A 21533-nucleotide genomic window follows, 5' to 3' on the forward strand; every position below is an offset into this window, starting at 1 on the left:
ATCGCAAATTGAAGCTTCACGGCGCCTCTCATTTCCAGGTCACATTGATGCCTTCGAATTTCAGTTCGATGGTGGCGTCATCGCCCTTGGAGACTGGCTCTTCGACCAGATAAGCACCGGCCAGCACGTAGACTTTGCCGTTGCTGAATTCGCAGGTGACGGTGATGTCGGTGCCTTCGATCAGCTTCTTCAGCGGGAAGTCGGCGGTGTGCAGCGCGGTCACTTTGAACGACGGCGCGATGTCGGTTTCCTTGTAGAAACCGGGTACGACGGTTTCGCGTTTGACCGCCATCAGCGGGGCTTCGCAGCCGCCATTGATAGTCAGTTGCGCGCCGTCGACCTTGACGTAGCAGGTGCCTGCAATCAGTTGACCCATGGTGTTACTCCCTTGAATAAAAAAGCCCACGCGAGGTGGGCTGAATGCTTGACGCTAAACGCGGTTATCAAGCCGCGTCGTCGTACTGCAGACGGAATTGGTTGAGCAGTGCGAACACGCGCAGACCGTTGATGTAATCCGGCGGGAACAGCACGTTCACGCGGCTCGGGTCCTGCACGTCGCGCTCGACGATCAGGTGTTCGGCGAACAGCTCGGCGTTCTCCACATGGCCTTCCAGTTCGAGCTTGGCGTACTGCGCGATCAGCTCACCGCGAATGGTCGCTGGCGTCACGATTGGCTGGCCGGCGCCGAAACGGGTGCCGTCGGAGGCCAGTTTGTGCCGACCGTACTTGCTGGTGATCACGCTTTGCAGACGACGCACGATGAACGCCGACTGGTGCATGGTTTCGCTGTCCAGGTAGGAGTTGTCAGCCTGACCGTAGGCGTTTTTCTGGTAGGTGGTGATCGAACGCTGGATGCGCACGTAACCGCCTTCGTAGTAAGCGGTGGCGATGCCGTAGTTGAGCAGCGACTGACGCTCGGTCAGGGTGAAGCGCTCGCTCGCCGGCGCAGGATCGACGCCCGGCAGGCTGCCGCTTTGGGTCGGACGGCTGGCGTCGGCGGAGATGAACACGGCGGTGCGCGCAGCCAGTGCTGCAGCTTGTACCCAGAACGGTTGCGGTACGCCCGGCTCCAGTGCCTGAATGGTCATGTGCTGGTCGTTGCGCGCCTGGCCAGCAGCAACCAGCGTGCCGACGGTGCCGCGCTTGGCGCTGTAGACGTGACCGAACAGTTGCTTGGCCCAGGACCAGCGACCGGTGCTGTCATCCATCACCGCCTGCCAGGTGTTGAGGGTCGACAGATCCGACCATGGCAGTGCGATGAACTCGAAGGGTTCGTCACCCAGTGCCGCCACGGCAGCGATCTGATCCGGAACGCCGGCGCCGCCGGTCATGGCGGTGATTGCGGAGGTCAGGCCGGCCGGGGTTTCTTCGCCGTTGCTCTTGCCCAGGCGATTGAATTGCAGGCTGATGTCGTTGCCGCTATCGCCGGTCCATTTGGCGTTCAGGGTGACCACGCCTTCGGCAGCCGCAGCGCTCACCGGCAGATCGGCCGTGGCGTTGATTTTCTGCGCCAGCGCAGTCGCTGCTTGTGCCGCGGTGGCACCGTTGACCACGGTGGCCTGCACACGCACACCACCGACGTACAGGTTGAGCACGCCCGCCTGGGTCGCGGTGCCGGTCAGGGTCAGCACGCCTTTGGCGATGGCGCCTTCAGTGTTGTGCAGCGGCAGGCACCAGATCTCGCCGATCGGGTCGGCCTTGCGGAAGGTTTCGTACATCGAGGCGAGCATCGAGCCCTGGCCACCGATGCTCTTGGCCAGCGCCACGCTGGAGACCAGCACCAGTTTGCCGACTTCAGTCGGGGCAATGTTGTCGTTGACCTGAGCGACGATCAAACGACGCAGAGACGAGCTCGCGCTATTGGCGGCCGAATTGTCCATTTCGGCATAGAACAGCGGAACACGAATGTCCGCGGGGATGTTGCTGAATCCGATCGCCATTATTTGGCTCCCTGTGGTTTAGCCGCTTTTGCGGTTTTGATAGTGATATCGCCGTCGGCCAGACGCCGGCGCCACCAGGCGCTGTCCAGCACTTCACGGCCTTCGGCCGGCAGCAGATCGCCCGCCTCCGGGTCAGGTACGACACGGCCTTCGGCCGGCAGTACGGTGATGCGATTGCTCATGGGGTTACGTCTCCAGAGAAAGTCATTTCCACGCGCCCATCGGGGCCCGGGCGTTTCAGGTTGGGATCGGCCGGGTCGATCGCATCGACCCGCACGGTAGCCCCGGTAAAGGACGACAAACCGTCCAGTTCGCGTTCGTGCCAACTCTCCGCAGGCTGACTCGGCAGATTGCGACCGAGCTGGAACTCGGCAAAAAAGCGCAGCCGGTAAAAAGCGCGGCTGCTGTTGATCGAGACCAGTTCGCCGCCGTCATAGACGATGGCGCTGTAGTCCTTGCTCGGCTTGAACCCCACCAGCGCGCGCCAGATTTCAGCGCGCAGGTCATGCAACAGATCCAGCGCTTTTGTAGCGTCGGTTGCGTCAAGTGCGAGGACGATGTCGAAGCGATCGCGGATCGGTTGGCTGGTGAGGTTTTGCGCGGTGCTGTTGCTGGCCAGATCGGCCAGCGGTGTGATGTGGGCCGACGGTGTCGGCAGATCAGGGTTGCCTTGCAGCAACGCAAGATCAACACCGACGGCAATGTGATTGCCCAGGCTTGGGCATTGCGCACGCAGTTGCGTGAGGATCGGGGTGATCTTCATGGTGGTGTTCCGGAATTAGGGGAGTGACCGCAGGACTCATGTAGGAGTGAGCCTGCTCGCGATGGCGGACTTACATTCAGAATCGATGCTGACTGACACACCGCAATCGCGAGCAGGCTCACTCCTACAGGGATATCTGTCGCTGTGAGGTCACGCAGAATCAGGCTTTGGCGTCCGCCTTGGGGTCGAGGCCGGTTGCCTCGATCAGGCAGCGATAGCTTTCCTCGCGCTTGCCGCTGGCGGTGACCTTTTCGATCGACCAGCGACCGCGCATGAAGTCTGGCCAGGTGTCATCGAGCACCAACAGGCCTTCGGCAGCCAGCAGCGGATCGCCCGGACAGGTGACCTTCAGCTTGTATTTCTCGCGCAGCATCTTGCGCACTTCGGCTTCGCCGATGGCTTTGGCTTCTTCTTCATTGGCCTGTTTCTGGCGAATGACTTTGTAGGGTGCCTTGCCGGTTTTCACCTCCACCTGCTTGCCGGCATTGGCGTCCCAACAGCAGGTCTTGCAACCCTGATTCTGGGTGCGGGCAGTCTCTTCCAGTGTGGCGCTGATGAAGGCGTGATCACCCGGTCGATTGTTGCTGGTTACCGACAGCCGGACGTCCGGTATCACTTGGCCCGATAGGTTTTTCAGCTGCGCCGGTTTCGCCAGCACGTAGAGGTCGTTGAACGGTTTGGCCACCGCGTCGTACTTCTTTGCCAGTCGCGTGATAAAGCCCATGTCGGTTTCGTTCGACTGATCGATATGGGTGATCCTGATCAGCGCCAGTTCGGGATCGACGCGCGGCGAAAAACCGTGCCGCAAGACCAGCTCGCGAAACAGTCCGCCAAGGGTTGTCGGGCCATGACTGGCCGTGCGCCGTTCCTTGAATCGGGTCTCATCCTTGCCACTGAAAGGCGCTGCGGTCGCCACCAGCGTCAGGCGTAACGGGAACAGCGTCGGGGTCAATCGAGTCACTTTGAACTGGCCCTTTTCGACCAGCCCGGACTCCAGATAACCCACCCGCAAGCCGATGGTCCCGCCCAGGGTCGGCAAGCCTTCGAGGCCTTCCAGGTCGATCACCAGTGTCAGCTGATCAGACTCCATCCCGGCAGCATCAATGTGCTCCCAACTGATCAGACGCTGGTTCAGCAAGGCCTGGTTGGCGCCGTAGATTTCGATCGCCGGGGTAAATCCCTGTGCCATGCAACCTCCTTAGTCCCAGGCCAAAACCGGTTTGATTGCGGCGGGTCGGCTGTCGAGTTCCGGCAGCGTCACCCAGATGCCCGCCGGCAAAACGGGCCCGTGTTCGGCCAGGGTCGCATTGAGTTTCCACAACGCGGCTTCGGCCTGATCGTCTGAGCGACCCGACTCGCGGTAGAGCAGCAGATTGACCGAATCACCGGCCACGCTTCGGACCTTACGCATTGTTGAACTCCGCTAATTCGAGTACCCACTTGATCACCATCGCGGTGCCGTCATCGATGACCTCGCTCTGGTTTTCCTGAACGCTGTTGATCTGCCACAAACCCCAGTTGCGACCGATGCCGTCGATCAACGGCAGCGGCACTCTCAAGGCTTGCAGCGCCCGCAGTTCATCGAGCCGTTCCATGGCCACGGCGTACATCGCGGTGCCGCCGATGGTCAGGGTTTCGGGCTTCTGTCCGGTCTGATGGGACTTGGGTTTGCTGGTGAGGATCTGCAGTTCAGTCCAGCCACCGTCGGATTTGCGCGCCAGCGTGCTGTAAGCAAACTCGCGGGACAGGCCGAAGATGAAACTGCCGAGTGCCATTTGTTGTTTCATCAGGCGACTCCATCGGTAAGGGCTGCGTCGCGGCGGGTGGCGAGGGGGTTGGTGCTCATCGTCGGGATGAACTGACTGTTGAAATGGTTTTGCATGACCTGCGAGATCATTGCGCCAACCTTCTCGGAACTGGCCACTTCGCTGCCGCTGATCTGTATCGACGGCGCATAGGTGATTTGCTGGTTTTGGGGCTGCGCGCTAGACAGGTCTTTGGCAACTTGCGCCGGTGGGGCGAGTTTGTCCTCAGGAGGCGTCGCCAGTTGTTCCCCCAGATAGGATCCGAGCATTCCACCCAATGTCCCACCAATGAAAGTACCAACGCCCGGCGCAATGAACGTGCCGATGGTGGCGCCAATGGCGGTTCCAGCCAGTTCGCCGGCGGCGCCTTTTACCGCTTTATCATCGCCCTCACGCCAGCCTTTCAGTCCCGTGTACGCGGCATGAGCGATGGCCAGTGGCGCACCGACCTTAACGAAGGGCATTGCTTTGGCAATCGAAGGCATGGCCTTGGCGCCAACCCCCTCAGCCAGAGAAGCGAGTTTGGCAGCCGGCCCTTTTAGTTTGGAGCCCAGCTTGCTGCCAGCGATGTCATCACCCCAGAGCTTGAGCCCGATTTTCACCTGATCAAAAAGCGGCGCGACTCTGGCCGTCATAGTTGCCAAGCGACCGCCTCCGGTGATGCGAGGGACAGTCGCACGAGCCGGCGCTCTGGCCAGCGAGCGTCGACCGGGTCCACTACCTGCGCGTTTCTTGCCCCGGCGTCCATTGCCATCGTCATCGCCGGTAATTGCGTCGGCAATATCAGTCGGTAATCGCGTCGTCGCCAGACGCAACAGCTTCTTGGCAACCAGGTCGAGCACCGACGCCACGCCCAACTTCAACGCGCCGCCCACAAACGGTAAAGCTGCAACGCCAAGCAGAGCCAGACCGGCAGTGAGTGCCGGAAGCGCCTCTACTGCGGCGCTCACACCCTTGATCAGCGTCGTGAGAACCACCGCCGCGCCATCGGTTAAAGGAGCCAGGGCGTTGCCGAACCCTGCGGACAACCGATCAAGGCTCGCATCCAGTGCATTCAAACGCGCTTGCGATGTATTCGATTGCGTCAGCGAGGCCTGATTAAGCGCGCCCCCCTCTACACCATGAACCGAACTCGCATAGCTTTGTTTGTCTTTAACCAGAGCAAACGCGCGTTGCACTTCACCGGTGTTCTCCAACAATTGAATAATCGGCCGGTCAACTGTGAACAGCGTCTTTGACAAACTCAATTGTCGATCAGGGTTTTTCTGTTTAAGTGCTTCAAGCACCTTCTGGATTGTGTCAGGGGCATTGGCTTTCATATTGGCAGCCAGGGTTTCTGGATTGAACCCCAACTGCACCATCGCCGCCTGTTGAGAAGGCGTGGCCTTATCCCCCAAGGCCAGGGTCGTGGTGATTTTTTCGAACGCCACTCCGGCATCCGCCCGGTTGACGCCTGCATTGAGCAACGCCGCGGAAAACGCTGCCGATTCCTCGACGGACAACCCGGCCCGTTTTCCCGACGCACCGTAACTGCCGAGAATCGCGCCGATGTCAGCCATCGGAGCACTCAGGCTACCGCCGAGCACAGTGACGGCGTCGGCCAAATCGAGCGTTTCTGGTCGTTCAAGGCTCATCGAGGTACGCCAGCCGATCAACATATCGGCGGTGTCCAGTGCCTTCATTCCAAACGCTGTCGCAGTGACGCCTGTGTCTCGGGTGAAGTCCACCAGGTTTTTTCGCCCGGCAACCGGATCAACGTTGCCACTTTTATCGACCGGACGCCCTACCCCGGCCTTGGCGGCGGCGAGCTTGACCTCGATCAGATCAAGGGCGGTGGTCCCGCCAGCGGCAACTTTTTCTTCAGTGGCCATTTTCTCCAGCATGACCAACTGAGATTGACGCTGATGACTATCAAGCCCTTCAACCCGACCAAGCTTCACCATCGCAGCGTCGAGTTCGATGGTCGTTTGCAAAAGCCTAGGGGGAAGATCGCCAGCATCCGCGCTGCGCGGTATTTTTTGCTCACTGCCAGCGGCCGTAGCGCCCAATTGCGCTTGCCGATCATTCATCGCCTGTTGCAACGAGCGCTGCGAGGTCAGCACCTCGTGTATCGATCCCAGCACATCCCTGAGCTGGATCTGTTGGGCCGTCAAATTGCGCAACTCGACGGTTGCATCGATCAGCGTCCGACTCAGCCCGGCGAACCCACCGTCAAGCCTTGCCGAACCTGCCAGATCAGCCCCCGCCCCAGACAATGTCGTAGACGTCAGCGCCTCTTGGTTGATCTTCGTGAACGTCAACGCATAGTTATCATCTGCCATGCCGCTCTACTCCTGTTTCACGCCAAGGCGAGTGATCGCTATGTCGTAGCGGCGCAACGCCTTTTCGGCGTCCCATTCCAGAATCTCCGCCTCACTTACCGGGTAAATGAGCGGGACGATATCGAGGATTACTTCGATGTCGCGTTCCGAAAGTAGGCCGCCGGCTGGTTTAAAAAATCGTCTATGCGCACCTGCATTTGCGTCCAGTCCGGGACGGTCAGTTGGGCCAGATCGGGGATCATCAGGCCGGCGCAATGAGCGGTGATGAACTCGGCGCGTTCCTTGGCCGTTTTCAGTTTCTTCATCACTTTGGTGGCGCGCAGCACCGGCATTTCCAGGCTCAGTGACGTCACGGTGCGGCCGGTCACGGCGAGCGGTTGCAGCAGTTGCACCTGATCAGGATCGGTGGATTTTTCCGCATCCTCGACCTGATCGAGAAAGTACGAAGTCGGACGGGTCGACATCTCGTGCACGTACTGGGCGATGCTCACGTAGTCCGGGCGTTTGAGCTGGTCGAGTTCCTTGACCGACAGGCCGGTGGCAAGCAGCGCCAGTTCGAAGAACTGATCGTCTTCGTCATCACCGGCACGCTCCAGCGCTTCTTTCTGCGCGGCGTAGAACAGCGGCTTGAGCTGGATCTGTTCGATTTGCGAGCCGTCGTCACCGTTGATGGACGACAGCAGGTCATGCTTGGGTGGCATCCACGACATGTATGAATTCCTTGGTGATTCTTGAGGGGTGTAGCAATTCCCTTGTAGGAGTGAGCCTGCTCGCGATAGCGGTCTTTCAGGCACATTGATGTTGAATGTGCGAGCCTCATCGCGAGCAGGCTCACTCCTACAGGGGTTTTGTGTTGTGCCGTGGGTTACGGCATCAGCACCGCACGACGGGCATCACCGAGGATGTCGACGCCGTTGAGCACGAACTTCTGGGTGCGCACGTCGATGTCGATCACCGGCACGCCGTTTTCCAGGCGGTTGTAGGTGCGGCAGGACAGTTCGAGGTTGGTCTTCGGTTTCTCGCCCATCTTCACCGCGGTTTCCTCAAGGGATTTCAGCTTGCCGCCGACGGTGTGGTAGGTGAACCAGGTGTTGCCATCCTGATCCTGGCCGGCTTCACGCACGTTCAGCAGGATGTCGTCACCCAGTTTTACGCCCAGCGCCAGCATCACTTCCGTGCCCATGCCTTGCAGGGTCAGCTTGGCGTTAAGGGCTTTGCCGCCCTTGGTCATTTCTTCGACGATGAAGCGACCGCCGCGCATCTCTTCCATGTCGAATTCGATTTTCGGCGGGGTAAATTCCTCCACGGTCGCCGACAGCGGCAAGCCTTGCAGGGTGGCCGCGATGGCCTGGCGATTGCGGTTGGTAAACATTAGAGAACGTCCTCCAGGAACTGCTCGATGATTTCATCGCGGGCGTTGAGTTGATAAATCATGTGTTCGTTCGGCGCGTAGCGACCGTAGTCGATGACCACGTACCAGGTGCCGTTCTTGTACTTCTCGACGCTGTTGAGTTCCGGGTGCAGATAGACGCTGCCGCCAGGAATGGTTTCGTCGGCGACCAGGGTCTGCAGCCAGTCGTTGATGCGCTTGACCTCTTGATCCATGAACGACTTGGTCAAGTTCTTGGCCATGGCTTTCTGGCCGGCCTTGACCAGCTTGCGGCTGATCGCATCTTCAAGACCGACGTAGCTGATGAACTTGCCGGTGATCGAGCGGTTACCCAGCAGCGAGAAGCCGCCAAGCACGGTGCGGGCGTAATAGCTGACGCCGTAACGGTTGAGCAGATCGCCTTCGGTGGAGGTGTCGAGGATGTTGTATTCGACGACTCGCGAGACGTCCTCGGCGTAGGTCACCTGGTTGCCCGGGCTCTCCCACTGCTTGACCTTGGCCAGCGCGGCAATCGCCAGGCTGGACGGTGCGAGGAAGACGTTTTTCTTCGCCGCTTTCGAATACACGGCCGGCATGTTGTGCACTACCAGGCAACGGTCGAAACCGAGATCGGCGCCGCCGAGTTCCTGGCTGTACAGCACTTGGTCAGCGACGGAGGCGTCCTTGCCGTCCAGCACCACACGAGCCTTGATGCGCTTGCCGAACGAGGCGAACTCACTGGCCACCGCTTTGGTGCCGGTGAAGCCCGGCGCGCCGATGATGGTCAGGTCTTCCGGGACACTGCCGAGTGCAGCCAGACCCAGTTTGCGGCCAGTCGCCGGTTCAACACCGCCGATGACTGCGTTGACGGTGTCGGCCGGGGTCGCGCCCGCTTCGACGATGACCACGTACACCGGCACCTTGACCACTTTGAGGATCTGATAAACCGCGTGGTACAGAGTGCCCTCTTCCGAACCGGTCGGGTCCAGCAGCGCGTGAGTGGTGAAGCTGTTGATGCGGAACGGCGCGTTACGCGGAATCAGCGGATCAGCCTTCGGCGCAGTGCCGACCAGACCGATGACGTTGTCACCCAGGCCACCCATGGCCTCGGGGGATTCGGTGGCATTGACGGTAATGCCGTTGTGCTCGAAGTTCAAAACCTCAGCCATGTTCAGTCAGCCTTCTTGGCAGCGGCCTTTTTGGCCTGGGTGGTAGGTGTTTTCAGCTCCAGTCGACCGGCGGTGTGCAAGGCATTGGCCTCGACGTCGAGCAGATCAAGGTCTTGACCGACGCTCGACCAGTGCCCACCGCCGGTGGGGAATGGGACGAGCACGGTGTAGGTTTGGCGGTTTGCCATTTTTCGTTTCTCCATAAACGGGAAAGCCCCTCTGAGGGAGGGGCTTGGCGGGTGTTGATTTGTTTTAAGTGGACAAGAAAACGCCCCGGGGTGCAGGGCGTTTACTGGGGAGCCGAGACGGATGTCGCTGGTAGAGAATCCGGCCAACCTTCTTTGAGCATTTCGTCGGTGTAGCTGCCCGCTTCAATGGCTCGGAGCAACTCAAGCTCTCGGTCGAAGCAAGCCTGGACGTGCGCCCGTACGGCTTTGGCAATGGCGAGAATCTGTTCGGCACCGATTTCGACGAAACCATTGAGGGTTTTGAAGTTGCAGCGGTACTCCGGGTCGAGAATGGCGGACAGACCGGTGCTGGCGATCAGCGCCTGGCTGTCGCGAGATGTTTCGATTGCCATTGATCCCACAACGATACCGATACCTTCTCGACGATATCTCTCGGATTCAATTATCTGTGACGGACTCAGTTGCGGATCAAACAGAGACTCAGACAGGTAAGTCAGATAGCGTTGATCCTGCGGTTCGACCACACCCAAATTGGCGTAATTTCCCTCCTCTTGAGGGCAGGAGAACACCGCAACGATCTTCGTTTGCGTCTCATCCGAGAACATGACGTTTATGCGTGATTTATCTTCCATTCGGTTCACCCTTCAAAATCTGTAACTATTCGTCGTGATCGCAAAAGCACTAAAGGTTCCGGCGCTGCTCAGGCGATGAAACAGCGTTTGCGGCGACAACAAGGGAACATCAAGAAACGAACCACCGCCCGCCCCTGAAAAGTTCACGATAAAGGTCTGAAGACCTATGGCGGCAGCTGACCCGGCAAGCGCCATGCTGTATCCATTGGCCGACACCGTGCCTTGAAAGTTTCCGGAAACCGACCTGGCATTCAACGGAACAGCAGTAGCAATCGATAACCCTGTGAGCGTCAGAACCTGGGCAGTCGTCGACAACACTTGTGCGCCATAGAACACCTGACGATCAACTTGTTCAGCTACAGCAAATTGAGCGCTGGCATTGGTCGGCAAAATGCTGAGAAGCGCGGAAAACGTATAGCCATCAGGAGCAACGCCCGCCAACAGCTTCGGAGCGATGGCAGCAGTGGAATTGACGGCAATAACGCCGGTGGATTTGGCGGCAGGATTGTAAAGCGCATAAATTGCGACAAATCCATTGACCGGTGCTGCTCCCACATCCATTGCTCCCAGGCCCTTGACCGAAGCCGACAGGTTGATGCTCTGGTTGAAGTTGGAGATAACGACCCTTTTCCCATTCACATCTCCCAGAACAATCTCGGAAGCTGTAAATGTCGTGGACGAAGCAGCAACCGGAATCGAGACCCGAGCGTTTCGAATTTCCCCTGCAATCGGTCCATTCAAAGAAAGCAGTTGCAACTGTTCAGAAAGCACGGCGATATCGATGCTTCCCTGGTTGATCGGCGCGTTCCAGGCCTTGATGCACCACATGACCGCCAAGTTGCGTGGACGGGTGCCAACCAAATGCCCTTCGGTGAAAAGAGCCGTCTGATTCAGCGAAACAGCGGAAATGATTTCGCCAGAAGAAAAGAAAGCGGCTGGATAGTCGGCCGCAGACGCAACGTCACCCCCAAGTACCGGGTGAGACTTCCCGGTACTGTCTGGATTGAGCTTCCACGATGAGGCAGCAGCCTGGATGGCCTGCCCAGTCGAGGTGACCGCATCGTGTGCAACCAACGTCGCTTTTTGCCAACTGCCGATTGTCCGGCCAGCGTCAACACCGCGCCCATGATCCCAACCACGCAAGAACTCGCCACGCGAATCCGGTAGCCGGAAATTGCCTATCCCCTCGTCTCCCTTGTTGTAGGTGCTGCCGAGAAACGCCGCCAAATCCGGGTAAGTCGCAATGCTCTGCACACTGCCATCCAGTTCCAGATAGCCAGGCGCAACGATCCCCGTCGGGAATGCCAGAACAGCGCCCACCGGAACAGCGGATTTGAGTCGTTCGACTTCCTTGGCCAGTGCGGCGACATCAATGGTTCCCTGATTGACCGGGGCGTTCCAGGCTTTGATGCACCACATGACGGCGATGTTACGGGGACGATTTTCAGAAGCGGTCCGAGCTTGCCTGGCGTTATCAAAATCTACCGATGTATAGGCATCCGCAGCAACAGAGTTACCCTTTGATACACCTGACTTGGCTCCGGAATACACTCCGTTAACCGCTTGGCCCAGACCTGTCGAGTCTGCAGCAGAAACTGCGCCTGTCAGGCGTTGCATGGCGTCTAACTGAAGGGTGCCGATTTGCCGACCAGCATCAACCCCACGCCCATGATCCCAACCGCGCAAGAATTCGCCACGTGCCTCAGGCAAACGGAAATTCCCGACGCCCTCATCACCCTTGTTGAACTTGCCGCCCAGATAAGCGCTCAAGTCCGGGTAAGTCGCATTACTTTTGACGCTGTTGTCCAGCTCCAGAAAGCCCGGTGGCGGTGCATCAACGGGGAACGCCACAATCGAACCCACCGGCAATGCTGACGCCTTGGCAATCAACGCCTCAACTTCAGCCTTGGTGTACGAATCCTTGATGCCAAACCCGGCCAACGTCTCAGGATTGGCACCGGCAGTCGCCCGGCCATATTCATCAACGGTCAGACTCTTGTAAGTCCCGGCGGCAATCCCGGTGCGCCCGGCCAACATCTTGAAATTCAGCGCGGTAGTGCCAAGAGTGATCGGCGCATTGGTGGTCAGGTGCCATAACGAATCACCGTTCGCCGTGCCCTCCTCGACCATGACCGTCAGGCCCGGCGTCACCTTGGCGCTGGAGTTGGCGTCGGTCGCCCGCACCCAGTCACCGTTGGCGACGATCCACAGGCCGTTGTCCTTGGCCAGCGTCTGGTTCGGCAGCAGCACACGGTCGCCGGCAATCACTGCCACACTGTCAATCTGTTGTGCACCGCTCAACACGATGTTGGTGGTTGCCGCAACGCGCACCGATTGCTTGCCATCCAGTTTGCCAAGCTCTTCAGCGAGGTAACTCATGACCCATGCACGAGTAGCCTTCACCACCGAGTCATCAATCAACAACGTCACCAGCGACGCATTGCTGGTCTCGAAAATCGAGCGAATGTAGAACTCTTTCCCCGAGCCCGACGTCGCTAGAACCGGTTTGAACGACTCCGGATATTTGACGATGGCGTAAAGAATCCCGGTATCAGTCCACAGCCCGGCCTCACGCACATACCAACCGCCAACATCCGGCGGAATAGTGACTTCAGCAAGCAGCCAGCTCGGATTCTTCTCGTCCTGGAACAGCGCATTGAGCGGCCCGCGCCAGACTTCGCGTTTCAGCGCAGTAGCGGTCGCGGCCGGGTTGTAGACCGCGCCGCCGCCGTCCCCGACGGAAATCTGCGTCAACTTGATCGGCGTGCCCGCGGCCTTGCACGCCGTTTCGTAGGCAATCCCTGCGTTGGTGAGCAGGGTGTAATAGTCAGCCATTCAGGCCCCCTGAGGATAAATAGTGGATGTTTCGACGGTGTACATACCGGCGGCCATGAACGCCTCTCCCGAGGTTTCGAGCCCTTCGATGAACACCGGATAAACCGTGGTCAGTTCGCCGCAGAGCGTCGCGGCGCCGATGTAGTGGCTGCCGAATGCGCTGAGGCCGACCGAGACCGACAGCACATCCCGTTCGCTCTTGGCATCCGCCAGACGTCGGTCGAGACGGGCGTCGATTTCTTCGCTGTAGGGTTGGTCGCTGAAGGCGCGCACGGAAAAGCTGTAGGGCGCGCCGGGCGGTGTCTGCTCGTACCAGGCGCGGATTTCCGGGCGCAGTTGCAAACCCTTGGCGGCGTTTTCCAGTGCCTTGCGGGTGCCGGCCTGGCGCGCGGTGGGCCAGGCCAGTTCGACGGTCAGGCGCTTTTCCGCTTCCGGTGCGGTGCTGCTCCATTCGGCGACACCGCGATCCGCTGCCAGATACGGCAGAAACGCGACTGGCGTTTCACTGGGATTCATCAGCTCGGGAAACGGCGGTGCGATGCGATCCAACAAGGCGCCGAAGCCCAGATCCAGTCCGCGCTCCAGCGCCGAACTGTTGGCCGGCAACAGCGTCGGTCGCTGATTCTGATCACTCATAGTGTCAGCACCTCGACTTCAACCGCCGTGCAGTACGGCGCTTCAAAAGCGCTACACACGACAGGCAATAGCGGTTCCAGAATCTGCAATTGCACGGCGCCAGCGCTGTGCAGCGTGTAGTCGATCCAGCTCGGATCGACCCGCCCTTCAAGGCGATGGCAACTGTCGGCGTAAGCCTGCAATTGTTGCTGCGCGGCGACTTGGGTCAGGCCGGAATCGGGTCCGGGATTGATCTTGGCGACGACGCGGATCTTGTAGCGCTGAATGTCGGCAGCCTTGACGGTGACGAGGTCGGTTTCCGGTCGTACATCCGGTCGGGCGAAGTGCTGACGCACGCCTTCGAGCAACGCTGCAGACGGGGTGCCATCGCCGTCTCGCGACAACACTGTGACCTGCACTTCGCCCGGCGCGGTGCGGCGGCCATTGCCATCCTTGACCTGCGCGGCGAAGCCGTCCGGGTTGAAGGTGTAAGTGACATTCACCACACCGGCTTCAGTGGATTCGACGTTCACCGTCGGCCGTTCGCCGAGGGTGAACACCTCGCGGCGATACTGCATCCGCGAACCCGCCGCCGGTGCATGCGGCGCCAGGTAATAACGCAACCGCGCGTCGTCGTCGCTTTCATAAACCGCTGGCACCGGCGGGAACGCTGCCGGATCGCCCGGGTCGAGCAATTGCCGCTCCAGGCCCATGTCCGCCAGCCGAGCATCGAGGTTGCTGCCGGTGGCCCACCACGCCAGCATCTGCTTGATGCGGGCGTTGTATTTGCGTTCGTGGGTTTGCAACCGCACGCAGAACGCTTCCAGCGCCAGGGTCAGCAGTTCGCTTTCGTTTTCCAGACTGACTTTAAGTTTCGCTGCACTTTCCGGCGCTCGCGCGCCGACGTATTCGATGACGAACGTCTTGAACTCGGCGAGCAGGTCTTCGAAGGCGTCGACGGTGATCAGCGCGGGTTCAGCCAATTGATTCTGGCCGGGGATCAACATGCTCATGTCACGACCTCGAAAGTCTGTTGACGGTTTTTCCAGGTGCCGGCGAAACGCAGCAGCAGGCCGGCGCCCTGTCGTGTGGCGACGATCACTTGCGGCTGAAAATCATCGATTCCGTTTTGCTTGTTATAGAACGCTTGCGCTGCGTGGCTCTGCGCCAGAAGCAGGACGTCATCACCAAGGTTTTGCCCCAGCAAAGTGGGGATCAACGAACCATAAAGGGGCCTTTTTTGCCGGGTGCCCAGCGGCGTGGTCAGGGCCCGGGTCGCGCGCTGCACAAATTGCAGCCAGTCGTCGACCGTGGCCCCGCTGTCTCTATCGATTCCGATCATGGAAGGCTTCTTAATCAGGGGCTGATGACGCGGCCCTGGTGATCGACCAACGGGCCGCCGAAGTGCACGCCCGAAGCGTCGATGGTCAGGCCGACGGCGCCCAGTTGCAGGTTGATTGCCTGTGGGGTCATCGCCAGTTGTGCCGGGCCGATGCTCAGTTGCAGCGATTCGCGAGAACCGTTGAACGTCGCCGGACCGTTTTGCCAATGCAAGGTATGCGCGGCATCGTCGTAGCCGCTTTCGCTGCCGTCCTGATGCACTCGACGGGTCAGCGTCGGTACCGTCGAGGTTGGCGGAAAGCGATCACTGTTCAAGCCGAACAACGCCACGCTTTGTGCGCCGCTTTCGCCACTGCCGTAATTGAGTAGCAGGCATTGCTCGCCCACGGACGGGATGCGCGACTCGCTCTGCGCTCCTGCACTCGGATTGAAAAACTTGATGGCCGGCGTCAGCAATCCACCGTGGCTCACCTGACACGTGTTGCTGGCGGCATCGACCGATTGACAGATGCCGATCCGGCAAAAGCTTTCGGCGCGGCGGTGCAGGTCTTCGATTTCCGCTTCCATTTCGGCCAGCCGTTCGATGATCGGGCCTAGCTGCATGCGCAGTATTGCGTCGAACATCGGTCAGGCCTCCAGCGCGGTGTATTGGTCGGGGTCGTCGATGTTGCTGACTTCCCAGGTGCGGGCAAATTTCGGGATGCCGAGCGGATCGTCGAGCAGCGTCGGGCCGAGGTAGAGGGTCTGGTTGAATGACAACGTCCAGGTTTTGTATGGCTGCTCGGTGCGGATGAGCAATGATGGCGAACCATCAATGTTCATCGGTAGATCGCATTGATCGCCAGGCAGATTCCAACGGTTGTCGGTGATCAGGTTTTTCAACACGGCAATCAGATCGCACGCTGCAAATGCCGTGGCGTTAAGCGCCGGGACGACTTGCAACGACACCGTCATGACATGAGCAATTCGCCCATCAGCAGCGCGCATTCCAGATCCATTCCGGTCGAAGTCGATTAACACCCAGGCTTGATCGCCGGGTGCAGTAAAATCATCGTGATTGCCGACGTTGACGTTGAGTCCGGCAGTGTTGCGCAGTGTCGTCACGATGGCTGTGAACAATTGCGACGGCTGCTGGATCGGTGTGGGCATACATGACCTCCTTTTCTATCGTCCACGCGAAGCTCTGCCGCCAAAATGGCGGCATGGAAACAGTCAAGGTCAAGGCTGGTCGCGCGGCGGGACTTCGCAGACGCCGATCCGTTTGGCGGCCCAGCGTTCGTAGAGACCGATGGCCACGTCGGCACCGGCCATGGCGGTCAGGCAACCGAATGCTCCGGCGGCCCAGATCGACATGCCGGCGGCATACAACAGCATGATCGCCGAGACGCCGCAGATCATGCAGGCGCCGGAGCGCAGCGCGAGACGGCGCAAAAGCGGCCAGCCGCGAGCGCCCTCCTTGTCAGCGCGCCACATTTCGCCAGACACCCCGCCGACGATGGCAAGGAGGATGACCAGCCAGATCGGCATGTCCGCCAACGCTTGTTGCTCGTTTGTCATGTCACGCCTCCTGGGAGTGAGTTATTCGCTTTTTAAGTCCGTTCAAACGACATCTCTGAAAGCGGGCATTACAGGAATGCCCGGAGGAATACACATTAAAATCATGACGACACCGATCTTGCCGCTGAAAGCAAAGACAGCTTTAGTATTTGCCCGTTCTTCGATCGTCTGACTGAGCACAACTTTGCAGACGCGGCTAAAAAGCCGCGCCATTGCATGATGCAATCCCGATATCGGGTTTACCAAAGTGGTGGATTAGAAGGGAGCAACTGGCCAGTTGATTGTATAGGGATAACCAGTTTGGTCTTTAATGTCACTGATTGCGACGCAGTACTGCTTATATGCAAGCAGCAGTTCGGTCTCGGAACTGCTGGCAACACCCAGGTCGAGTTTGTACTGCAGAGGATTGACCGTCAGCCAACTAGCGGCCTGAGTCAGTAGTTGGCGCACTCGAATATCAAGGACAACGACGTTATCTTCATAGGTCAGCTCAGTGAACACCCAGCCATTGCCAACGTAATTACCCTTCCAGCCCACTTGAACCGGAGTGTCGATAGAGACCTGGACCCAATAACCAGATGGCCCTGGTGGGGTAAATTGCGGCGATTCCTCTGCATCCACAATTTGTACCGCACGGGTGAAAGGTGGGCTGTAAGCGTCAATAAATACGTATCGATTCATCATATTTCCTTGCTACGAAGTTTCATTAAATGTTGTTTTCATCTGCCAACCTTGCGTTAACCGCGACTGGGGAAAACGCCAATTACGACAGGTAGGCATTCCAAAAAGCCCGGTGTTTGAACGCCGGGCTTTTCAGTAATGCGCTCCTTCGCCTTCCTTCAAATCCTGTGTTCAAGAAGGAAGCTGACTGTTCGGCGCTACTGGCGCGGTACGAGTCCATTCAAATTGTTTTTCCGACCGCGGTCCCTGCCCGCCGGATAACTGCTTCTGGTGCTTTACGCTGCACACCCGGGTCAGTTGCCAACCCTCTGAACCGTTGAGGCCGGTTCATCGCTGCCTGTTCTTGTGGAACTAAAGAGCTTTCATTTCCAGCCGCTTTGTCGAGCGGCTTGGTGGCAATAATATGCATGTATGCATATCCAGTCAATGCGCAAATGCATTTATTTATGCGGGAGAAATGCATAAGCGCATGAAGACCGCATAAATCAAGGCGTCGAGAGTTTTTCACGGGCGAAAAAAAACCCGCCAATGGGCGGGTTCTATTCGAAAGGGGCGTGGTTAACGGGCGTACATGCCCCACCAGAAGACGTGGCCAAGGATGACGATCTGCTCTTCCTGGATTTCCTGGAAGCTGTAGTCCTCGTCCGGATGCTCATCACGATTGAAGCTGCGCAGACGGATGCCGGTAGGCAGGCGATAGAGTTGCTTCACCCGCAACTGACCATTGTGGTTGATCGCGTACAGATCACCGTCAATGATGTCGCCGATCCCGCACTTGCCTGCGTTCACGCCAACCGTGGCGCCGTCACGCAGTACCGGCAACATGCTGTTGCCGCGCACGGTCACGCACTTGGCCTGATCGAACTGCACACCGTTATGGCGCAGGCTGCGCTTGCCGAAGCGCAGGCTAGAGCGCTCGCTCTCTTCGATGACGAATCTTCCTGATCCTGCTGCCAATTCAACCTCGCGAAGAAACGGCACCGACACCTCGTCGTCATCGACAGGGGTGTCGTCGTCCCACAGCATTATGTCCTTGAGTTCCGCGTGCACGTCATCACGCGCGGCACCGGCCGACGGCGCAACATCCGCGCGCCCGCGCAACTGATCGGTGCTTACATTGAAGTACTCGGCGATCTTCGAGATATGTTTATCCGAAGGATCGACGATCTTCCCGCTGAGAATTCGCGAGAGAGTGGATTGAGGCACGCCGGTGCGACGGTGGAGCTCCGTGGGGGAGATCCCGTGCTGGTCGAGCAGTGCTCTTAAGACGGAGGATACGTTGCGTTTTTGCATAACGCGCATAGTGCTTGAAGTTTTTCGCGAAGACAAATGCTGATTTGCATATTTCGTGCATAAATCACAATTTGGCTGAAAAGTGTCAGTGAGCCGTCATGCCTGCGTCGGGCCGACTGCCCATGGTAACCTTGCGCCCATCGCGGAAAAGCCGGGCTGTAGTCCTCGCTTTTGCCCTACATCTTTTAACGAGTTACCTGACAATCCGATGAATAAAGCCGTCTCCGACCTGTCCTCCCACACTCCGATGATGCAGCAGTACTGGCGCCTGAAGAACCAGCACCCGGATCAGCTGATGTTCTATCGCATGGGTGACTTCTACGAGATCTTCTACGAAGACGCGAAGAAGGCCGCCAAGTTGCTCGACATCACCCTGACCGCGCGCGGGCAGTCGGCGGGGCAGGCGATTCCGATGTGTGGGATTCCTTACCATGCGGCGGAAGGTTACCTGGCGAAGCTGGTCAAGCTCGGCGAATCGGTGGTGATCTGCGAACAGGTCGGTGACCCGGCTACCAGCAAGGGCCCGGTTGAACGTCAGGTGGTGCGGATCATCACGCCGGGCACGGTCAGTGATGAAGCGCTACTGGATGAGCGTCGCGACAACCTGATCGCTGCGGTGCTGGGTGATGAACGCCTGTTTGGTCTGGCGGTGCTCGACATCACCAGCGGCAACTTCACCGTGCTCGAGATCAAAGGCTGGGAGAACCTGCTGGCAGAACTGGAGCGGGTCAATCCGGTGGAATTGTTGATCCCGGATGACTGGCCGAAAGATCTGCCGGCAGAAAAACGCCGTGGCGTGCGTCGCCGTGCACCGTGGGACTTCGAGCGCGACTCGGCGTTGAAGAGCCTCTGCCAGCAATTTTCTACCCAGGATCTGAAGGGCTTCGGCTGCGAGACCCTGACCCTGGCCATCGGCGCTGCCGGTTGCCTGCTGGCCTACGCGAAAGAAACCCAGCGCACCGCCCTGCCCCATTTGCGCAGCCTGCGTCACGAACGTCTCGACGACACCGTGGTGCTCGACGGCGCGAGCCGGCGCAACCTGGAGCTCGATACCAACCTGGCCGGTGGCCGCGATAACACCCTGCAATCGGTAGTTGATCGCTGCCAGACCGCGATGGGTAGCCGTCTGCTGACCCGTTGGCTGAACCGTCCGCTGCGCGACCTGACGGTGTTGCTGGCGCGGCAGACGTCGATCACTTGCCTGCTCGACGGTTACCGCTTTGAAAAGCTGCAACCGCAGCTCAAGGAAATTGGCGACATCGAGCGGATTCTCGCGCGGATCGGCCTGCGCAATGCGCGACCGCGCGACCTCGCTCGCCTGCGTGACGCCCTCGGCGCACTGCCCGAACTGCAAGTGGCGATGACTGACCTGGAAGCGCCGCACCTGCAACGTCTCGCCACAACCACCAGCACCTACCCGGAACTGGCGGCGTTGCTGGAAAAAGCCATCATCGACAACCCGCCAGCGGTGATCCGTGACGGCGGCGTGCTGAAAACCGGTTACGACAGTGAACTTGACGAGTTGCAATCGCTGAGCGAAAACGCCGGTCAATTCCTGATCGATCTGGAAGCCCGGGAGAAGGCTCGTACCGGCCTGTCCCACTTGAAAGTCGGTTACAACCGCATTCATGGCTACTTCATCGAACTGCCGAGCAAGCAGGCAGAGTCGGCCCCGGCAGACTACATCCGGCGCCAGACGCTGAAAGGCGCCGAGCGTTTCATTACGCCGGAACTGAAAGAATTCGAAGACAAGGCGCTGTCGGCCAAGAGCCGTGCCCTCGCCCGCGAGAAGATGCTCTACGAAGCACTGCTGGAAGATCTGATCAGCCAGTTGCCGCCGTTGCAGGACACCGCTGGCGCTCTGGCCGAACTGGACGTGCTGAGCAACCTCGCCGAACGTGCGCTGAATCTTGACCTGAACTGCCCGCGTTTCGTCAGCGAGCCGTGCATGCGCATCACGCAAGGTCGTCACCCGGTGGTCGAGCAAGTCCTGACCACGCCGTTCGTGGCGAACGACCTGAGCCTCGACGACGACACTCGGATGCTGGTGATTACCGGTCCGAACATGGGCGGTAAATCCACCTACATGCGTCAGACTGCATTGATCGTGTTGCTGGCGCACATCGGCAGCTTCGTACCGGCAGCCAGTTGCGAACTGTCGCTGGTGGACCGGATTTTCACCCGGATCGGTTCCAGCGATGACCTGGCCGGTGGCCGTTCGACCTTCATGGTGGAAATGAGCGAAACCGCGAACATCCTGCATAACGCCACCGAACGCAGCCTGGTGTTGATGGACGAGGTCGGTCGCGGCACCAGCACCTTCGACGGCCTGTCGCTGGCCTGGGCCGCCGCCGAGCGTCTGGCGCATCTGCGTGCCTATACTCTATTTGCTACGCACTACTTCGAACTCACCGTATTGCCGGAAGCCGAACCGTTGGTGGCCAACGTGCATCTCAACGCCACCGAACACAATGAACGCATCGTCTTCCTGCACCACGTGTTGCCAGGGCCGGCCAGTCAGAGCTACGGCCTGGCGGTGGCGCAACTGGCCGGCGTGCCGAGTGAAGTCATTGTGCGTGCACGTGAGCACTTGAGCCGTCTGGAAGACACCGCATTGCCGCATGAGGCGCCGAAGCCTGCCGCCAAAGGCAAACCGCTCGCTCCGCAGCAAAGCGACATGTTTGCGAGCCTGCCACACCCGGTGCTGGATGAGCTGGCCAAACTGGATGTCGATGATCTGACGCCACGTCGTGCGCTCGAATTGTTATATGCACTCAAGAACCGGATCTAAGCACTAAAGAACCGGATATAACGCAAACGGCTTCAAGCTGTTAGAATCTCGCGCGGTTTGGGATGCTGCTGGCTAATAGCCTGGCCAGCAGACATCGCTCCCGAACCTGGCGACCCCAACCGTGAAGGGGCATCGCTGCCGACGGCTGAGGAGATATTTTGATATGAGCTTCGTCTTTACAGACAACTGCATCAATTGCAAGTTCTCCGAATGAGTAGAAGTCTGTCCGGTGG

General features: G+C 59.1%; 24 protein-coding genes. 1 reads left to right on the forward strand and 23 read right to left on the reverse strand.

What is annotated here, in order from left to right:
• Positions 1–28 precede the first annotated feature (28 nt).
• From ACIONG_RS26625 to ACIONG_RS26735, 23 genes are all read right to left on the reverse strand, one after another.
• Complete coding sequence (locus ACIONG_RS26625) at positions 29–376, reverse strand: phage tail tube protein (RefSeq protein WP_401303675.1); 348 nt, start codon at positions 374–376, stop codon at positions 29–31.
• Positions 377–443: 67 nt separating this feature from the next.
• Positions 444–1940 carry a phage tail sheath subtilisin-like domain-containing protein gene (locus ACIONG_RS26630; RefSeq protein ID WP_103302993.1) on the reverse strand — a complete coding sequence of 499 codons (1497 nt, stop codon included), beginning with the start codon at positions 1938–1940 and terminating at the stop codon, positions 444–446.
• The gene (locus ACIONG_RS26635) at positions 1940–2122 is read right to left on the reverse strand and encodes a DUF2635 domain-containing protein (protein ID WP_103302994.1); all 183 of its coding nucleotides are present in this window, start codon (positions 2120–2122) and stop codon (positions 1940–1942) included. The genes ACIONG_RS26630 and ACIONG_RS26635 overlap by 1 nt, the downstream gene beginning before the upstream one ends.
• Positions 2119–2703: a hypothetical protein gene (locus tag ACIONG_RS26640; RefSeq protein WP_401303678.1), complete on the reverse strand. Its 585-nt coding sequence runs from the start codon at positions 2701–2703 to the stop codon at positions 2119–2121. Before ACIONG_RS26640 ends, ACIONG_RS26635 begins: the two co-directional genes overlap by 4 nt.
• Before the next feature lie 160 nt (positions 2704–2863).
• A complete protein-coding gene (locus ACIONG_RS26645) occupies positions 2864–3892 on the reverse strand; it encodes a phage late control D family protein (RefSeq protein ID WP_401303680.1) in 1029 nt (342 codons plus the stop codon).
• 9 nt (positions 3893–3901) lie between these two features.
• Complete coding sequence (locus ACIONG_RS26650) at positions 3902–4114, reverse strand: tail protein X (RefSeq protein WP_103302997.1); 213 nt, start codon at positions 4112–4114, stop codon at positions 3902–3904.
• Positions 4107–4490 carry a phage tail protein gene (locus ACIONG_RS26655; RefSeq protein WP_213027719.1) on the reverse strand — a complete coding sequence of 128 codons (384 nt, stop codon included), beginning with the start codon at positions 4488–4490 and terminating at the stop codon, positions 4107–4109. Before ACIONG_RS26655 ends, ACIONG_RS26650 begins: the two co-directional genes overlap by 8 nt.
• Positions 4490–6829, reverse strand: coding sequence for a phage tail tape measure protein (locus ACIONG_RS26660; protein WP_401303683.1), 2340 nt, complete (start codon positions 6827–6829; stop codon positions 4490–4492). The genes ACIONG_RS26655 and ACIONG_RS26660 overlap by 1 nt, the downstream gene beginning before the upstream one ends.
• Positions 6830–6957: 128 nt before the next feature.
• Positions 6958–7539: a phage tail assembly protein gene (locus ACIONG_RS26665; protein WP_401303684.1), complete on the reverse strand. Its 582-nt coding sequence runs from the start codon at positions 7537–7539 to the stop codon at positions 6958–6960.
• 155 nt (positions 7540–7694) lie between these two features.
• The gene (locus tag ACIONG_RS26670; protein ID WP_103303002.1) at positions 7695–8201 is read right to left on the reverse strand and encodes a phage major tail tube protein; all 507 of its coding nucleotides are present in this window, start codon (positions 8199–8201) and stop codon (positions 7695–7697) included.
• Complete coding sequence (locus tag ACIONG_RS26675) at positions 8201–9367, reverse strand: phage tail protein (protein WP_103303003.1); 1167 nt, start codon at positions 9365–9367, stop codon at positions 8201–8203. The genes ACIONG_RS26670 and ACIONG_RS26675 overlap by 1 nt, the downstream gene beginning before the upstream one ends.
• Before the next feature lie 2 nt (positions 9368–9369).
• Positions 9370–9555: a hypothetical protein gene (locus tag ACIONG_RS26680; RefSeq protein WP_401303687.1), complete on the reverse strand. Its 186-nt coding sequence runs from the start codon at positions 9553–9555 to the stop codon at positions 9370–9372.
• 101 nt (positions 9556–9656) lie between these two features.
• Positions 9657–10187, reverse strand: coding sequence for a DUF4376 domain-containing protein (locus ACIONG_RS26685; RefSeq protein WP_401303689.1), 531 nt, complete (start codon positions 10185–10187; stop codon positions 9657–9659).
• A 12-nt stretch (positions 10188–10199) separates the two neighbouring features.
• Positions 10200–13022 carry a phage tail protein gene (locus tag ACIONG_RS26690; protein WP_401303691.1) on the reverse strand — a complete coding sequence of 941 codons (2823 nt, stop codon included), beginning with the start codon at positions 13020–13022 and terminating at the stop codon, positions 10200–10202.
• Entirely contained in the window at positions 13023–13658 is a 636-nt protein-coding gene (locus tag ACIONG_RS26695) for a phage tail protein I (RefSeq protein ID WP_401303693.1), read from the reverse strand.
• Positions 13655–14650, reverse strand: a complete 996-nt coding sequence (locus tag ACIONG_RS26700; RefSeq protein WP_401303694.1) for a baseplate J/gp47 family protein — start codon at positions 14648–14650, stop codon at positions 13655–13657. The genes ACIONG_RS26695 and ACIONG_RS26700 overlap by 4 nt, the downstream gene beginning before the upstream one ends.
• Positions 14647–14979: a phage baseplate protein gene (locus tag ACIONG_RS26705; RefSeq protein WP_201234995.1), complete on the reverse strand. Its 333-nt coding sequence runs from the start codon at positions 14977–14979 to the stop codon at positions 14647–14649. The genes ACIONG_RS26700 and ACIONG_RS26705 overlap by 4 nt, the downstream gene beginning before the upstream one ends.
• 14 nt (positions 14980–14993) lie before the next feature.
• Complete coding sequence (locus ACIONG_RS26710) at positions 14994–15602, reverse strand: phage baseplate assembly protein V (protein ID WP_401303696.1); 609 nt, start codon at positions 15600–15602, stop codon at positions 14994–14996.
• Between the two features lie 3 nt (positions 15603–15605).
• The gene (locus tag ACIONG_RS26715; RefSeq protein ID WP_401303698.1) at positions 15606–16127 is read right to left on the reverse strand and encodes a hypothetical protein; all 522 of its coding nucleotides are present in this window, start codon (positions 16125–16127) and stop codon (positions 15606–15608) included.
• Between the two features lie 69 nt (positions 16128–16196).
• The gene (locus ACIONG_RS26720; RefSeq protein WP_103303010.1) at positions 16197–16535 is read right to left on the reverse strand and encodes a phage holin family protein; all 339 of its coding nucleotides are present in this window, start codon (positions 16533–16535) and stop codon (positions 16197–16199) included.
• Between the two features lie 255 nt (positions 16536–16790).
• Positions 16791–17216 (reverse strand): tail fiber assembly protein, encoded by a 426-nt coding sequence (locus ACIONG_RS26725; RefSeq protein ID WP_401303700.1) that lies wholly within the window; start codon positions 17214–17216, stop codon positions 16791–16793.
• 220 nt (positions 17217–17436) lie between these two features.
• Positions 17437–17625, reverse strand: a complete 189-nt coding sequence (locus ACIONG_RS26730) for a hypothetical protein (RefSeq protein WP_141233098.1) — start codon at positions 17623–17625, stop codon at positions 17437–17439.
• A 149-nt stretch (positions 17626–17774) separates the two neighbouring features.
• Positions 17775–18509, reverse strand: coding sequence for a helix-turn-helix transcriptional regulator (locus tag ACIONG_RS26735; RefSeq protein WP_401303703.1), 735 nt, complete (start codon positions 18507–18509; stop codon positions 17775–17777).
• Between the two features lie 208 nt (positions 18510–18717).
• Here ACIONG_RS26735 and mutS point away from each other — a divergent pair, with 208 nt between their 5' ends.
• Entirely contained in the window at positions 18718–21300 is a 2583-nt protein-coding gene (gene mutS / locus ACIONG_RS26740) for a DNA mismatch repair protein MutS (protein WP_213027707.1), read from the forward strand.
• Positions 21301–21533 lie beyond the last annotated feature (233 nt).

The organism is Pseudomonas sp. NPDC087817, from assembly GCF_044742875.1.
Lineage (GTDB): Bacteria > Pseudomonadota > Gammaproteobacteria > Pseudomonadales > Pseudomonadaceae > Aquipseudomonas.

Excerpts from the sequence above, each read along its gene's own strand:
- ACIONG_RS26695 (WP_401303693.1), bottom strand. The coding sequence starts at position 13,658 with ATGAGTGATCAGAATCAGCGACCGACGCTGTTGCCGGCCAACAGTTCG.
- ACIONG_RS26685 (WP_401303689.1), bottom strand. The coding sequence starts at position 10,187 with ATGGAAGATAAATCACGCATAAACGTCATGTTCTCGGATGAGACGCAA.
- ACIONG_RS26670 (WP_103303002.1), bottom strand. The coding sequence starts at position 8,201 with ATGTTTACCAACCGCAATCGCCAGGCCATCGCGGCCACCCTGCAAGGC.
- ACIONG_RS26650 (WP_103302997.1), bottom strand. The coding sequence starts at position 4,114 with ATGCGTAAGGTCCGAAGCGTGGCCGGTGATTCGGTCAATCTGCTGCTC.
- ACIONG_RS26625 (WP_401303675.1), bottom strand. The coding sequence starts at position 376 with ATGGGTCAACTGATTGCAGGCACCTGCTACGTCAAGGTCGACGGCGCG.
- ACIONG_RS26700 (WP_401303694.1), bottom strand. The coding sequence starts at position 14,650 with ATGAGCATGTTGATCCCCGGCCAGAATCAATTGGCTGAACCCGCGCTG.
- ACIONG_RS26720 (WP_103303010.1), bottom strand. The coding sequence starts at position 16,535 with ATGACAAACGAGCAACAAGCGTTGGCGGACATGCCGATCTGGCTGGTC.
- ACIONG_RS26690 (WP_401303691.1), bottom strand. The coding sequence starts at position 13,022 with ATGGCTGACTATTACACCCTGCTCACCAACGCAGGGATTGCCTACGAA.
- ACIONG_RS26715 (WP_401303698.1), bottom strand. The coding sequence starts at position 16,127 with ATGCCCACACCGATCCAGCAGCCGTCGCAATTGTTCACAGCCATCGTG.
- ACIONG_RS26640 (WP_401303678.1), bottom strand. The coding sequence starts at position 2,703 with ATGAAGATCACCCCGATCCTCACGCAACTGCGTGCGCAATGCCCAAGC.
- ACIONG_RS26665 (WP_401303684.1), bottom strand. The coding sequence starts at position 7,539 with ATGTCGTGGATGCCACCCAAGCATGACCTGCTGTCGTCCATCAACGGT.
- ACIONG_RS26725 (WP_401303700.1), bottom strand. The coding sequence starts at position 17,216 with ATGAATCGATACGTATTTATTGACGCTTACAGCCCACCTTTCACCCGT.
- ACIONG_RS26730 (WP_141233098.1), bottom strand. The coding sequence starts at position 17,625 with ATGCATATTATTGCCACCAAGCCGCTCGACAAAGCGGCTGGAAATGAA.
- ACIONG_RS26655 (WP_213027719.1), bottom strand. The coding sequence starts at position 4,490 with ATGAAACAACAAATGGCACTCGGCAGTTTCATCTTCGGCCTGTCCCGC.
- ACIONG_RS26630 (WP_103302993.1), bottom strand. The coding sequence starts at position 1,940 with ATGGCGATCGGATTCAGCAACATCCCCGCGGACATTCGTGTTCCGCTG.
- ACIONG_RS26735 (WP_401303703.1), bottom strand. The coding sequence starts at position 18,509 with ATGCAAAAACGCAACGTATCCTCCGTCTTAAGAGCACTGCTCGACCAG.
- ACIONG_RS26680 (WP_401303687.1), bottom strand. The coding sequence starts at position 9,555 with ATGGCAAACCGCCAAACCTACACCGTGCTCGTCCCATTCCCCACCGGC.
- ACIONG_RS26635 (WP_103302994.1), bottom strand. The coding sequence starts at position 2,122 with ATGAGCAATCGCATCACCGTACTGCCGGCCGAAGGCCGTGTCGTACCT.
- ACIONG_RS26675 (WP_103303003.1), bottom strand. The coding sequence starts at position 9,367 with ATGGCTGAGGTTTTGAACTTCGAGCACAACGGCATTACCGTCAATGCC.
- ACIONG_RS26710 (WP_401303696.1), bottom strand. The coding sequence starts at position 15,602 with ATGTTCGACGCAATACTGCGCATGCAGCTAGGCCCGATCATCGAACGG.
- ACIONG_RS26705 (WP_201234995.1), bottom strand. The coding sequence starts at position 14,979 with ATGATCGGAATCGATAGAGACAGCGGGGCCACGGTCGACGACTGGCTG.
- ACIONG_RS26645 (WP_401303680.1), bottom strand. The coding sequence starts at position 3,892 with ATGGCACAGGGATTTACCCCGGCGATCGAAATCTACGGCGCCAACCAG.
- ACIONG_RS26660 (WP_401303683.1), bottom strand. The coding sequence starts at position 6,829 with ATGGCAGATGATAACTATGCGTTGACGTTCACGAAGATCAACCAAGAG.
- mutS (WP_213027707.1), top strand. The coding sequence starts at position 18,718 with ATGAATAAAGCCGTCTCCGACCTGTCCTCCCACACTCCGATGATGCAG.